At 46.7% G+C, this 13,244-nt stretch carries 13 protein-coding genes and 1 pseudogene; 10 read left to right on the forward strand and 4 right to left on the reverse strand.

Annotation, left to right across the window (positions count from 1 at the left end; translation table 11 throughout):
* The 6 genes and pseudogenes from GW12_RS16030 to GW12_RS09680 form a co-directional block, all read left to right on the forward strand.
* Positions 1–138 (forward strand): annotated as a pseudogene (locus GW12_RS16030) (RNA-guided endonuclease TnpB family protein); the annotation flags it as partial.
* A 107-nt stretch (positions 139–245) separates the two neighbouring features.
* Positions 246–1,064 carry an ABC transporter ATP-binding protein gene (locus GW12_RS09660; RefSeq protein ID WP_034586928.1) on the forward strand — a complete coding sequence of 273 codons (819 nt, stop codon included), beginning with the start codon at positions 246–248 and terminating at the stop codon, positions 1,062–1,064.
* Complete coding sequence (gene mlaE, locus GW12_RS09665) at positions 1,061–1,840, forward strand: lipid asymmetry maintenance ABC transporter permease subunit MlaE (RefSeq protein WP_034586930.1); 780 nt, start codon at positions 1,061–1,063, stop codon at positions 1,838–1,840. Before GW12_RS09660 ends, mlaE begins: the two co-directional genes overlap by 4 nt.
* Positions 1,840–2,517, forward strand: coding sequence for an outer membrane lipid asymmetry maintenance protein MlaD (locus GW12_RS09670; protein ID WP_034586933.1), 678 nt, complete (start codon positions 1,840–1,842; stop codon positions 2,515–2,517). Before mlaE ends, GW12_RS09670 begins: the two co-directional genes overlap by 1 nt.
* Before the next feature lie 18 nt (positions 2,518–2,535).
* Positions 2,536–3,171, forward strand: coding sequence for a phospholipid-binding protein MlaC (locus GW12_RS09675; RefSeq protein ID WP_034586935.1), 636 nt, complete (start codon positions 2,536–2,538; stop codon positions 3,169–3,171).
* A gap of 12 nt (positions 3,172–3,183) precedes the next feature.
* On the forward strand, positions 3,184–3,474 hold the full coding sequence (locus GW12_RS09680) for an STAS domain-containing protein (protein WP_034586937.1): 291 nt from the start codon (positions 3,184–3,186) through the stop codon (positions 3,472–3,474).
* 103 nt (positions 3,475–3,577) lie between these two features.
* On the opposite strand, the gene GW12_RS09685 is transcribed toward GW12_RS09680, so the two are convergent.
* Positions 3,578–4,591, reverse strand: a complete 1,014-nt coding sequence (locus GW12_RS09685) for a CorA family divalent cation transporter (RefSeq protein WP_034586940.1) — start codon at positions 4,589–4,591, stop codon at positions 3,578–3,580.
* 153 nt (positions 4,592–4,744) lie between these two features.
* Here GW12_RS09685 and GW12_RS09690 point away from each other — a divergent pair, with 153 nt between their 5' ends.
* Together GW12_RS09690 and GW12_RS09695 are read left to right on the forward strand one after the other, a co-directional pair.
* Positions 4,745–5,335 (forward strand): TIGR00730 family Rossman fold protein, encoded by a 591-nt coding sequence (locus tag GW12_RS09690; protein WP_034586942.1) that lies wholly within the window; start codon positions 4,745–4,747, stop codon positions 5,333–5,335.
* A gap of 30 nt (positions 5,336–5,365) precedes the next feature.
* Complete coding sequence (locus tag GW12_RS09695) at positions 5,366–5,767, forward strand: NUDIX domain-containing protein (RefSeq protein ID WP_034586945.1); 402 nt, start codon at positions 5,366–5,368, stop codon at positions 5,765–5,767.
* Positions 5,768–5,769: 2 nt separating this feature from the next.
* Here GW12_RS09695 and GW12_RS09700 read toward each other — a convergent pair whose 3' ends face one another.
* Positions 5,770–6,405, reverse strand: a complete 636-nt coding sequence (locus GW12_RS09700) for a ComF family protein (protein WP_034586947.1) — start codon at positions 6,403–6,405, stop codon at positions 5,770–5,772.
* Positions 6,392–8,437: an ATP-dependent DNA helicase RecG gene (gene recG / locus GW12_RS09705; protein WP_034586949.1), complete on the reverse strand. Its 2,046-nt coding sequence runs from the start codon at positions 8,435–8,437 to the stop codon at positions 6,392–6,394. Before recG ends, GW12_RS09700 begins: the two co-directional genes overlap by 14 nt.
* Before the next feature lie 34 nt (positions 8,438–8,471).
* On the opposite strand from recG, the gene GW12_RS09710 reads away from it, so the two are divergent.
* Positions 8,472–9,272 (forward strand): NAD(P)H-binding protein, encoded by an 801-nt coding sequence (locus GW12_RS09710; protein ID WP_034586950.1) that lies wholly within the window; start codon positions 8,472–8,474, stop codon positions 9,270–9,272.
* A 174-nt stretch (positions 9,273–9,446) separates the two neighbouring features.
* On the opposite strand, the gene plsB is transcribed toward GW12_RS09710, so the two are convergent.
* Entirely contained in the window at positions 9,447–12,008 is a 2,562-nt protein-coding gene (gene plsB, locus GW12_RS09715; protein WP_034586952.1) for a glycerol-3-phosphate 1-O-acyltransferase PlsB, read from the reverse strand.
* A 288-nt stretch (positions 12,009–12,296) separates the two neighbouring features.
* On the opposite strand from plsB, the gene GW12_RS09720 reads away from it, so the two are divergent.
* Positions 12,297–13,169, forward strand: a complete 873-nt coding sequence (locus GW12_RS09720; RefSeq protein ID WP_034586955.1) for an acyl-CoA thioesterase II — start codon at positions 12,297–12,299, stop codon at positions 13,167–13,169.
* Positions 13,170–13,244 lie beyond the last annotated feature (75 nt).

Consider the following 13,244-nt stretch of genomic DNA (forward strand, 5'->3'; position numbering starts at 1 on the left):
AAAGGTAGAGCAGGACTTGGAATAAGAGAATGGCAGTGTGTGGAGTTCGGTACATTCCACGATAGAGATATAAACTCAGCACTGAATATTCTTGCGCTCGGACATGGGCGTCTCGCAGGAGGAATCTCCGTCCTTTAGGTCGGAGAGGATGTCAAGCCATTGTAACCTTCCATCGAAAAGGTAACATTTTGTGCATTAATCCTATATAGTACGCATGCTGAAAAAATGCAGGACAACGCTTAGCTATGACAAATCAAACAGCGTTTGAGACTCAATCACTCATAGAAGTGAAGGGTTTGAGCTTCAAGCGAGGCGAACGTATCATTTATGACAATGTCAGCCTGAACATTCGACGTGGTCAGATCACCGCCATTATGGGGCCTTCAGGAACCGGTAAAACAACCTTATTAAGACTGATTGGCGGACAGCTGACGCCGGATCAGGGACAGGTATTGCTGGATGGCAAGGATATCGCCCGTATGTCACGGCATGAGCTGTTCGCAGCACGTGCACGAATGGGCATGCTTTTCCAAAGTGGTGCGCTGTTCACGGACATGAGTGTCTATGAAAATGTGGCATTTCCATTGCGTGCACATACCAAACTGCCTGAACATCTGATTGCGGAAATTGTGGCATTGAAATTGGAATCCGTCGGCCTACGTGGTGCAGAGCAGATGATGCCTTCAGAACTGTCAGGCGGTATGAACCGTCGTGTGGCTTTGGCCCGTGCAATTGCGCTTGATCCTGAACTGATCATGTACGACGAACCGTTTGCCGGACAGGATCCGATTGTGATGGGTGTGTTGACCCGTCTGATTCGTTCCCTACGTGAAGCATTGGATTTGACTACGATTATTGTTTCGCATGACGTGGCTGAGACACTGTCTATTGCTGACTATATCTATGTGGTGGCGGAAGGGAAAATCCAGGGCGAGGGCACACCTGAAGAATTAAAAGCTCATCCTTCTGCATTTGTTCAGCAGTTTCTGACTGGCTCGGTAGAAGGGCCGGTGGATTACCAGTTTAGCCATGCGGCGTATTTAAGTGATGAGGTGCGTTCATGAATGCGATTGAAGCATTAGGCCGACGTGTCATTGAACGTGTACAAGGCATTGGGGTTGCCACCCTGATGTTATTCCAGATCCTTTTCTCTATGCCGACAGCACTGGGTTTTAAGCTGTTTGTCTACCAGATGTATCGGGTGGGTGTACTGTCTTTGCTGATTATCAGCGTCTCTGGCCTGTTTATTGGTTCAGTACTCGGTCTGCAAATGTTTACCATCCTGTCGACCTTTGGTAGTGAGTCTATGTTAGGGACAGCCGTAGCATTGACCTTGTTACGTGAGCTGGCACCGGTGGTTGCAGCCTTGCTGTTTGCTGGTCGTGCTGGTTCGGCATTAACAGCTGAAATTGGCCTGATGAAAGCCACTGAACAGTTATCCAGTATGGAAATGATTGGTGTTGATCCGTTAAAACGTGTGATCTCGCCACGTCTCTGGGCTGGTATTTTCAGTCTGCCTATGCTCTCTGTGATTTTTGCCGCGATTGGCATCATGGGCGGCAAAATGGTCGGTGTCGATTTTCTGGGTGCGGATGAAGGTGGTTACTGGAGTGGCATGGAAAGCAGCGTGCAATTCTATAAAGATGTCTTTAACGGCACCATTGTGAAAAGTTTTGTATTTGCGCTGATTTGTACATGGATTGCGGTCTATCAGGGCTATGCCTGTGTGCCGACATCCGAGGGGATTGCAACATCGACCACCCGTACCGTGGTGTATTCATCGTTGTGTGTTTTAGGTTTTGATTTCGTGTTGACTGCGGTCATGTTCGGAGGTGTTTAATGAAATCACGTACTAGTGAGCTGGCCGTTGGTGTTTTTGTCATTCTGTTTGGGATTGCCATTTTCTTTCTGGCGATGCGCGTGAGTGGTCTGGTTGGACACAATATTGCGGACAGCTATAGCATGACCGCCACCTTTGAAAATGTAAACGGGATTAAACCACGGGCCAAAGTGGCATTAAGCGGTGTGAAAGTCGGACAGGTTGATAGAATTACCCTAGATCCGATCACTCGTCTGGCGACTGTACATATGACCCTGGATGGTACCCTGACGTCTTTCAATGCTGAGCAGTTGAAAAAAGTACAGCAGGATGCACTAGAAGAATTACGTTATAGCGCTGACTATGAAGCTGCCACGCCTGCGCAACAAAAAGCAATGGAAAAACAACTGTTAGATAACATGACCTCCATCACCAATATTGATGAAGATGCTTACATTATGGTAGCGACCAACGGTTTGTTGGGTGAAAAATATTTGAAAATTGTTCCAGGTGGCGGTCTGAATTATTTGAAACGTGGTGACCAGATTGGCAATACCCAAGGCACCATGGAAATTGAAGATTTAATTACCAAATTCGTGACAGGTGGTGCAGGACAAAAGTCGTCAGAGAGCAAAGAGGCTGCTACAGATGAGACAGCTACTGCTGAAGCCAGCGACGAACCTGCATTTGTTGAATAATCGATTGAGGAGATTTGAGTGAAAACTTTAGTAAGACAAACTTTAGCAGTCAGCGTACTTTCTACCATGGTGATGGGAAGTGCATTTGCTGCACCGTCTGAAACACCACCTGCATTTATCAAGAAAGTTGCGGATCACTTGATTGCACGCCTGAAAGCGGATCATGCCAAGCTGCAAAATAATCCGGCCCTGGTAAAAAGCATTGTGCGTCAAAATCTGGACCCATATATCGATTCGCAAGCCTTTACCCGTATCGTAATGGGGACTTATGCGACTAATCAGTATAGTACTGCTGCACAACGTGCTAAGTTCGAACATAATTTCCGTGAAACGCTGATCGAAAACTACGGTTCTGCGTTTGCGAAATACAGTAATCAGACTTATACCATGCGTCCATATAAAGACACAGGTAGTAAGAATCCTGTGGTAACGATTGATTTCCACAACAACGGTGAAAAGATTCCGGTATCTTTTCAGTTAGCGGATAAAGGCTCACAATGGAAAATCCGTAACATCAACGTGTCTGGTATTGACCTTGGTTTGCAGTTCCGTAACCAGTTTGCAGCGACTGTAAAACGTAACGGTGGTAACCTGGATAAAGCCATTGCTAACTTCAAGCCAGATGCTGAAGCAGCAATTGACAAGAAAAAATAAGATAGGTGAGCGGTGATCAAATTCAATCAGCAGGAACTGCAGGTTTCAGGCAAAATCGATTATGAGAATGCACAGCAGTACTACGAACAGGGGCTGAGTGAGATCCAGTCTTATGGCAAGTTTCCGGTTGTTGTGAATCTGGCTGGACTGGAAAATGGCAGTACCTTGGTACTGGCTGTATTGGTACGCTGGTTACGTCAAACCCCGCAAGCCAAAGGATTACAGTTTAAAGCAGTTCCTGAAAAGATGATGAAGATCATTCAAGCCTGTCATTTGCAGGATGATTTACAGATCATTCAGTAAATAAAAAAGCACCGAAAGGTGCTTTTTTATTGGTTTTAAATAGGAATTTACGAATAAGGTGCGTTTCTTGCGCTTCACTTTGAAGCAGTGCTTCAAAGCTCGCTCAAATCCATTTCTTCCATCTAAAGTAAATCAATGGCCCAATAAAGAAGGCAACAATAATAAAGCTGACGACAATAAAACTGGTCGAGCCATGCGCGAAGGGCAATACCTCGGTATTCATCCCATACACACTGGCAACCAGCATTGGTGGTGCAAGCATACTTGGCAAAATAGAGAATCGACGGATGGTATCGTTCTGTTCAGTGTTAATGAATCCAGACGTGGTATCGAGCAGGAATCGTACCTTCTGGAACAGGAAAGCATCATGTTCGACCAGCGAGCGCACGTCTTCACTGAGTTCTCGAATGTCGGCATCATAGATATGACTACCTAGCGCACGTGGACGTGACAAGAAGGTCAGTACTCGGCGCAAGTCAATCAGACAGAGCTGGGCTTTTCCGAGCATGTCTTCTAATTGCGCCAGACGGGTAATCATGTCATCGAGATCCAGAATCTGTTCACGATGGCGGTTATTCAGAACCTCGGTTGAATATTTTTCCAGATCCTTATGGACATCTTCTAAGATATCCGCAAGCTCATCCAGTTTAGCTTCCAGTAGCCCGAGCAGAATCCAGGTTGGATCTTTATAGTCAATTTCATAATCATTACGGCGTGCACGGGCACGGAAGGCGCGGAATGCCACCAGCTTTTCCCCACGCAAGGTAAACAGCCGTTCTTTATGCAGAATAAAGGCAACGGTTTGAACCGTTGCTAAAATACTGGACTGGTCATCCGTTTCCTCTTCAACCTGATAATTTTTATTTTTCGTTAAAAAATAAGTGCTGATATGCAAAATACCATCATCATCACGGTAGAATCGTGCACTAGATGAAATGTCTTCTAATGATTTGAGGGTAGGAAGATTCTGCTCGTAAGCATCCATGATCCATTGCTGTTCTTCCTGTGAGGGCGCAATCAGATCAATCCAGACCAAATCCTGATGTAAATCAAAGTCGCCATTAATGGTGGCATCTTCTAAGCTACCGCGCTCTGTGGCATAAAAGGCTTCAAGCATGCTGTCTTTTCTCCCTTGCGCAGTATGTATAATTGAATGGGTGTATTTTAGACAAGGAATCAAATAAAAACACTGATTGGGCAGTTATTTTTTCAAAAAAACGATCAATCAGGCCTTCCTTCCGCTATAACGTCAACTGAATGGTGAAAAATGATGAATTCTATCGCAATTTTTTGTGGTTCCGCACTGGGTGTCTCGCCTGTTTATGCTGAAATTGCGCACAAGGTAGGTCAGACTCTAGCTGCACGACAACTCACATTAATTTATGGCGGTGGACGTTCAGGTTTGATGGGAATTGTAGCCGACAGTGCCTTGGCTGCTGGTGGTAAAGTGATTGGAGTGATTCCCAAACAGTTGGTAGATCGCGAGCTGGCACATCCCGGACTGACCGAGTTGCATGTGGTAGATAATATGCATGAGCGTAAAACCAAAATGTCACAACTGGCGGATGGTTTTATCGCGATTCCGGGCGGGGTAGGCACGTTAGAGGAAATCTTTGAACAATGGACTTGGGCGCAGCTCGGTATTCATGAAAAGCCGTGTGCATTTTTAAATGCAGAGAATTTCTACACTGGTCTGATCCAGTTCATCCAACACACGATGGAACAGGGCTTTACCAAAGAACGCTTTATGGACAAGCTGATCGTTAATGCAGACATTGACCAGATTTTGGATGCCTTTGCAGTTTACAAAGCACCGCAAGCAAAATGGGGTATGGTCGATCAGCAAGACCTTGTGAAATAAACTGATTCACCTTTTAAAATTTGAGTTGATATGAAAGTGATTACAGTCGCTGCTGGCATCGTGCTGAATGAAGCACAGCAATTATTGGTGGTGCGCAAGAAAGGCACCAGCTGCTTTATGCAGGTGGGCGGCAAGCTAGAACAAAAAGAAGCACCTGAGGTCACCATTGTGCGTGAAATTCTGGAAGAGATCTGTTGCAATGCCGAAGTGCAGCAATTTGTCGGCCGCTTTGAAACCAAAACGGCGAATGAGCCAGATCATCAACTGGTCAGTTATGTCTATTTGGTCAAACTGGATCAGCTTCCAAAAATCGAGGCGGAAATTGCCGAGATGAAATGGATTGATCTGGATGAGCGGGGTGTAATATTAGCACCGCTGACGACCGAAGTTGTGATTCCTTGGGTAAAGGCAAATCTATTAGCTCAAGTCTGAGTTTAAAGTTTGGCACCTGCCACACAAGCAGCATTAATCTGTTGGCAGCCCAATTCTTCCAGCTTCTGGCTGAGTGCTCGGATTGAGCTGCCTGTGGTGATGACATCATCAATAATCAGTACCTTGCGGTAACGCAGTTTGGATGAAGTATTCATCTGGAACTGCGTATCAATATCTTCAATTCGTTCCAGCCGGCATAAGCCTTTTTGTGAATGCTGCTTAAGTCGGGTTATCGGTTGCCACACTGGCACATTCAAATGTCTGGCGACATGCTTGGCGAGTAGTAATGACTGGTTATAACCACGCTGTACCAGCTTTTCGGTCGAGATCGGCATTGGTACCACGGCACTGACTTTAGGTAAGTTTAAGCTGAGCAGGGTACCTGCCAGCAGATTTTCTAAATACAGTTTCTGTTCATATTTAAAAAGCTGAATTAGCCGGTCCATCGGATAGGCATAATGGCAGGCAATCTGTACCGGTATTTCCTGTCGTTGTACTGTCTGACATGCCCAGGGCAATTGCTGCCAGCAGTCCTGACAGACTGAATGTATCGTTTGATAATCATGATGACAGAGCTGGCAGGGCTGTAACTTGCCTAGCCAATGCTTGCCTTGTTGAATCAGCTTAAACATAGGCATAGCGGGGAGCCTCAGGCAGCCAGCGTTTCAGTAGAGCTTCGGCCTGCTGCGGATAATCTTTTAACATCTGCTGGGCCACATAATGTGCCTGATTCAGCAGGTGATCATCCCGTTCCAATTTAGCCACACGGAAGCCCATATCCCCGGTCTGTTTGGTGCCGAGCAGTTCACCTGGTCCGCGCAGTTCCAGATCCTTTTCCGCAATGATAAAGCCGTCATTGGTCTCGCGCATGATGCGCAAACGTTCCTGACCATTCTGGGACAGGGGATGTTTATACAGCAACACACAGAAACTGGCTTTGGCCCCCCGGCCAACACGGCCACGCAACTGGTGCAGCTGGGACAAACCTAGGCGCTCAGCATTTTCAATCACCATCAGTGAAGCATTGGGTACATCGACACCAACTTCAATTACCGTGGTCGCAATCAGTAGCTGCAGTTCATTGTTTTTAAATTGCTGCATCACGGCCTGTTTTTCATCGGCCTTCATTTTGCCATGTACCAGACCGATATTGATTTCCGGGAAACGTTCCTTGATTTCAGCAAAAGTCGCTTCAGCTGCCTGTGCATCCAGGGTTTCAGACTGTTCTACCAGTGTACAGACCCAATAGGCCTGCTTGCCTTCAGCACAATTGGTAGCAATACGTTGCAAAACTTCTTCCCGGCGATCCAAGGGGATGGTCACCGTCTGAATTGGAGTACGGCCCGGTGGCAGCTCATCAATAATCGAAGTATCCAGATCACCATAGGCGGACATGGCAAGTGTGCGTGGAATCGGAGTTGCGGTCATCACCAGTTGATGTGGTGACATACCATCCAGGCCTTTGTTACGCAGAGCCAGACGCTGATCGACCCCAAAGCGGTGCTGTTCATCAATGATCACCAGACCGAGTTTGGCAAACTCGATATTTTCCTGAAACAGGGCATGTGTGCCGACCACCAGATTGGCACTGCCATCTCTAATACTTTGTTCAGCAGTTGTGCGGGCTTTGCCTTTCTGTTTGCCGGAGAGCCAGGCGACATTCAGTCCCAAAGGCTCAAACCAGCGCTTAAAGTTTAGGTAATGCTGTTCCGCCAGAATCTCGGTGGGCGCCATAAGGGCGACCTGCCAGCCTTCTTCCAGTGCGTGACAGGCTGCCACACCTGCGACCAGGGTTTTACCAGCACCCACATCGCCCTGAACCAGGCGCAGCATCGGCTTGTTGCCTTTCATGTCATGGGCAATTTCCCGGGAAACACGCTTTTGTGCACCGGTCATTTTAAAGGGCAGGCCAGCCAGTAGCTGCTTAGCGTAGCGTTTACTAGGTGAAAAAGATGGTGCTTCAATTTGTTGGATAAAGGCACGGCGAGTCAGCAGGCTGATCTGATGTGCCACCAGCTCTTCAAAAATCAGACGCTGTTGTGCGGGATGTGAACCTTGCGCCAGCTGGAGCATATTGGCATCCACTGGTGGATGATGGATATATTCCAAAGCCTGTTTCAGGTCATAACCATTGCTGAATTTTGCCGGTAATAGTTCCGGTAGATCATTACTGTGTAATGCTAGTGCCTGCTTGATATATTCACGCAGTTTCGGTTGGGTGAGTCCTTCAGTACTTGGGTAGATCGCAGTCAGCTGGGTTTTCGGCAGTGGGGTATGTTCGGTAATCAGCTGCAGTTCCGGATGATACATTTCCAGCCCACGGGCACCGACACGTACTTCACCAAAGACACGCAGGCGGTTTCCAAGTTTGCAGCGATCAGTAATGCCTTTGTAGATATGATAGAAGCGTAAAGTGACCTTACCACAGTCATCATCCAGCAGCACGGCCATGGACTTGCGTTTTCCGGGTGGAAAGTCCACGCCTTTGACGATGCCTTCCAGCAAATAGCTGTGTCCCACGTTCAATTGATTCATGGGAATGATCGTGCTACGGTCCTCATAGTCACGTGGCAGATGAAAGAGCAAATCATCAGTTGTAAACAGATTTAGTTTTTCAAGTAATGCGGCGGCGGCTGTGCCGACACCTTGTAACTGATGGACTGCTGCCATGTCCCCTCAACCAGGTCTTGTGATTCGGTGCTGAATGCATATTTTATTTATCGGTTATGGTAAAACATCCAGGCACATTGCTAAACAATTATTTGAACAAGGGCATCAAATTAGCACAATCAGTCGCAGTGCGAAAACAGATGCTTTTGCCACTCATCATATTCAGGATGTGCAGCAGCTCGACCTCAGTGGTTTTGCTCCCATCGACTGGGTGTATATCCTGGTTAGTCCAGATCAAAGTACCGTTGACGCTTATCAGCACACCTATCTGGATTCTGTTCGGCCGATTGTCAAAGCTTTAGAGTTTCATCCGGTAAAACATCTGGTGGTGGTGTCATCGACCCGGGTTTATGGTGAAAATAGGGGGGAATGGGTGGATGATGATAGTGTGATTCGACCGAATGATCTACAAGGTGAAATTCTGCTGCAGATGGAACAAGCCTACTTAGCAGCTTATCCAGACCGATGTACGATTATCCGTCCAAGCGGGATCTATGGCTCATCCGTGGCACGCCTGCAGAAAATGGCACAGTCCATGACTACTTATCCTAATCTGCACTGGTCGAACCGGATTCATATTGAGGACTTGTCTTATTTTCTGGCAGAAATGATTCACGTGGAACAGCTCGAATCTTCTTATATTGTGACTAATAACCAGCCTCAGCCTTTACATGAAGTGCTGCAATGGTTTCAGCAGCAAATGGGTTTGTCAGTATTGAAAGTCGAAAGTGAGAAGGTGACTGGGAAAAAGCTGTACGCCACAAGAATGGAAAAGATAGGGTTTGAATTAAAGCATCAGGACTGTTTTCGGGGTTATTTGGAATTAATGCAGTAATTCATTCTCTTACGGACTCAAAATATATTTTGAGGCTCCTCACCCTTTAAAAGGAGGGGTTAGGGGAGGATTTTATTTTAAGGATTTCACTAACCCTTCAGTTATGTTTTAGTTTTATAGATTTACAAAACAAAAAAAAGAGAGGCCTAAACCTCTCTTTTCTCTATTCAAAATTTACTTTTTCTTGCGTTTAGCTCGTTTCTTCGCTTGTTCAGCCGCCAACGCTTCTAGGGCCTCTTTCAGCTCCTCATCGGTAAAAGCCGTGATGTGATGCAGCATTTGCAGTTTAACTTCATCCAGCACTAGATCCGCATACTGGGCAATATTCTTGAAGCTTTCATCAAAGACAATCGCATTGTCTTCATTGGTGCTGATATAGCCTTTCTTAGTCAGAGTCTTGATGAAGCTTTGGAACAGTGCCTTGTCAAAGAACTCAGGCGAATTGAACTCATACAGCACAGACAGGCGTTGACCGACCAGATGGCTCAGCTCTTCAACCTGACGGGTCGAGATATTGCCAGAGCCACGCTGGGTGATCAAAGCCAGGGTCATGTAGTAACGCTCGATACTCTGCATTACCGGAGCCGCGAGTACTTCCAGCTGGTGGTGCGCTTCGCTGTTTGGAGCAGGAGCAACCAGATTTCCACCTTCCTGAGCAATCAGATTCGCTGCAATCAGCGCATCGATATAGGTATTTACCGGTTGCTGGATATCCGTTTCCTGCCATTTCAGGAACAGTTCTGCTTTCAGGAATGGATACAGGGTGCTGCAGATGTTGACTACATCATCACGACGGATTGAGCCGTTATGATTCACCAAGGCTGCGATGAGTGAAGGAATAACAAAGGCATGCAGGATGTTGTTGCGGAAGTAAGTCAGCAAGACCGCCTGATTATCTTCAATCGCGATAATGTTGCCCAGCACATGATTAACGCGTTTGATTAACTTCAGTTTTAGCGCATAGGCAATAATTTCACGACCCGAAAGTGGAGTAACCTGCATACGTTCATCGTATGGATGTGAAGTCAGCAGTTTGCGGTAAGTATCCAGCTGCTTGATGCAAATGTCTTCATCCAGGGTGTGTTTTGGCGTTGCTAACAGAATTAGCGATAGCAAGGATACCGGATTGATGACAGCAGCACGGTTGATATTTTCCAGAATTGCCTGAGCTGAACTGTTCACCGCTTCAGACACGGCTGGTGGAATTGGATCATCATTCTTTTGAATGTTAATGTCTTCAGCACCATGCTGTTTTAGGATGTCATCCAGGAATACTGGTTCACCAAAGTTCAGGTGGACCTTACCGAAGATACGCTCGATCTTGCGCAGGGTTTTGAGCAGGCCAAAGATAGATTCTGCTTCTTTCGGTTTTCCGCTCATTTCACCAACGTAGGTTGCACCTTCCATCAGGCGTTCATAGCCGATATAGGTGGGTACAAATACGATTGGTTTGGACTTGCCACGCAGGTGACCATGTACAGTCATCGCCAGCATACCTGTTTTTGGTGGCAGCAGACGGCCTGTCCGAGAACGGCCACCTTCAATAAAGTATTCCAGTGGGGTATTCCGTGACAGAATGCTGTATAGGTATTCTTTAAATACAGTAGTGTAAAGTGCATTCCCGCGGAATGTACGGCGGATAAAGAAGGCACCGCCACCACGTAAAATCTGACCAACAAATGGCATGTTCAGGTTATCGCCAGCGGCGATGTACGGCACCATCAGGCCACGGCGGTAGATTACATAGGACAGTAGAAGGTAGTCGATATGACTGCGGTGACATGGGGTATAGACAATTTCATAGTCCTTGGCCAGTTCACGTACCGTACTAAAGTTATGCACTTCCACGCCGTCATAAAGCTGGGTCCAGAGACGGGTCAGGGCCTTGTCAGCGAAACGAACAGTGGCATGTGAATAATCCGATACGATTTCGTTTAAATAGCCAATGGCACGGCGTTCTGCTTCATCGACGCTGATTTTGCTACGGATACTTTCATTGCGGATCGCGGCCTGAACATCAGGAGACTTGATCAGGCCCTGCATCACATTACGGCGATCGGATAGATCGGGACCGAGCACGACTTCACGCTGCGCATCCAGATAATCGTTCAGCGTATTCACAATATAAGTCGCTGGTGACAGGTTCGGGCAGGTTTCCTTGGCATAGTCAATCAGGGCACGTAACGACTGTGCTTCATGGAATTCCAGATAGGACTGGCGGCCATGCAAACCAATATTCACCAACTGCTTCATCTTGCTTGGTGTTGACCAGGTATCGGTAAACAGCAGCTTGAACCATGAATCTTCTTTTTCTGGATCACGGCCCCACAGAATAGTCACCGGAATCAGTTCAACATCCAGTTCAGGATTCTTTTCTAGTATTTCAATTAGACGTAATAAACGCGGTGGGAAAGCATGCGGCGGTGAGCTAAGCAGATTGCTGTCATCATGGTATTGTAGGAACAGCACCGATGCTTTTTCCTGAATCGGCCCAAGTTCTATCCGGTCCAAAGCTGCAGGCAGTTTCAGACGACGGGTTTCGCCATCGACTACCAGGGCATTACTGCGTGAATGGTTCTGTAAAACATAGCAGACAATTTTCTTTGGTCCTTGCTGGTCAGCCACTGGAGCAGGGACTTCCGATGGCACATCCCCAAGTACATGTGGGGTAACCACAAGATCAAGCATCTTGCTTGAAAGCTTGCGATACAATTGACCAAAGCCATTCTTGGACATACCTACTCCTAATTTTATTTTGACCAGAACCACAGGATTTCTGAGGGGGCAACTATTTTGATGGATTCTACTGGAAAACAATATGTCATTTTCTGACAAATTCTTCAAAAGTTCTTTGATTTTAACGTGAAAAAAGCGGTTTTCTATCGGAACTTGCACATGTGAGATGACAGTTCAGTCAGCCAATCTTTAGGGCTTTACTCAGAATTTATGGCAGAATATCCTTCGAAATGAAAGATTTTGTTATATTGCCATTTTTGGATCTCTCCAACATCGAATAGGTTGCCTATGAATGTCTTAACTCAAGAACTGGTTGAATTGCTTAGCCTGGAAAAGCTGGAAGAAAATATTTTCCGTGGAATTAGCCGTAACCTGGTAGGCAAACGCGTATTTGGTGGGCAAGTACTGGGACAGGCCCTACGTGCAGCGTCTTATACCACTGATCGTCCGGCACACTCGCTGCATGCCTATTTCCTGTTTGGTGGAGATGTCAACGCGCCGATTATTTACGAGGTGGACCGTATTCGTGATGGCAAGAGCTTTGTCAGCCGTCAGGTACGTGCGATTCAGCATGGCCGTACCATCTTTATGTGTATGGTATCGTTTGCGCAGCCTGAAGAGGGGCTGAACTACCAGATTTCTGAACCGGAATATCCGCCCGTTGAAGAACTGAAAAATGAAGCGGAACTGAAAAAGCAGATTGTCGAATTTGTTCCGGAAAATGTCCGTGCTTCGCTTATGCGTGACCGTCATGTGGAAATCCGTCCGGTGATGCCAGTGAATCCGTTCCAGCCACAACCGGAAGCACCGAATTATGCACATTATGTACGTACCCAAGATCGTATCGCACCGGAAGTTGATGAGGTGTCTTTGCATCAGGCCATTGCGGCGTTCTACTCAGACTTTACCTTGATGACCACGGCACTGCGTCCGCATGGCCTAAGCTATTTGTCTCCAAATCTGCAATGTGCCAGCATTGACCATGCCATGTACTTCCATAAGCCATTCCGTGCTGATGAATGGATGCTGTACGATATGGATGCAACCATCAGTGCTAGCTCACGCGGCCTGAACTTCGGTCGGATGTGGCAGAATGGAGAACTGGTGTGTAGCACGACTCAGGAAGGTTTGATCCGCCTGCGTGAAATCGAAACCCAATAAATTCAAAAAATAAAAAAAAGCCGGATTTGATTCCGGCTTTTTTTATCCCTTTAGTGTCCCGTCCTGAAATAAGTT

Source organism: Acinetobacter sp. HR7, assembly GCF_000773685.1.
Classification (GTDB): Bacteria; Pseudomonadota; Gammaproteobacteria; order Pseudomonadales; family Moraxellaceae; genus Acinetobacter; species Acinetobacter thermotolerans.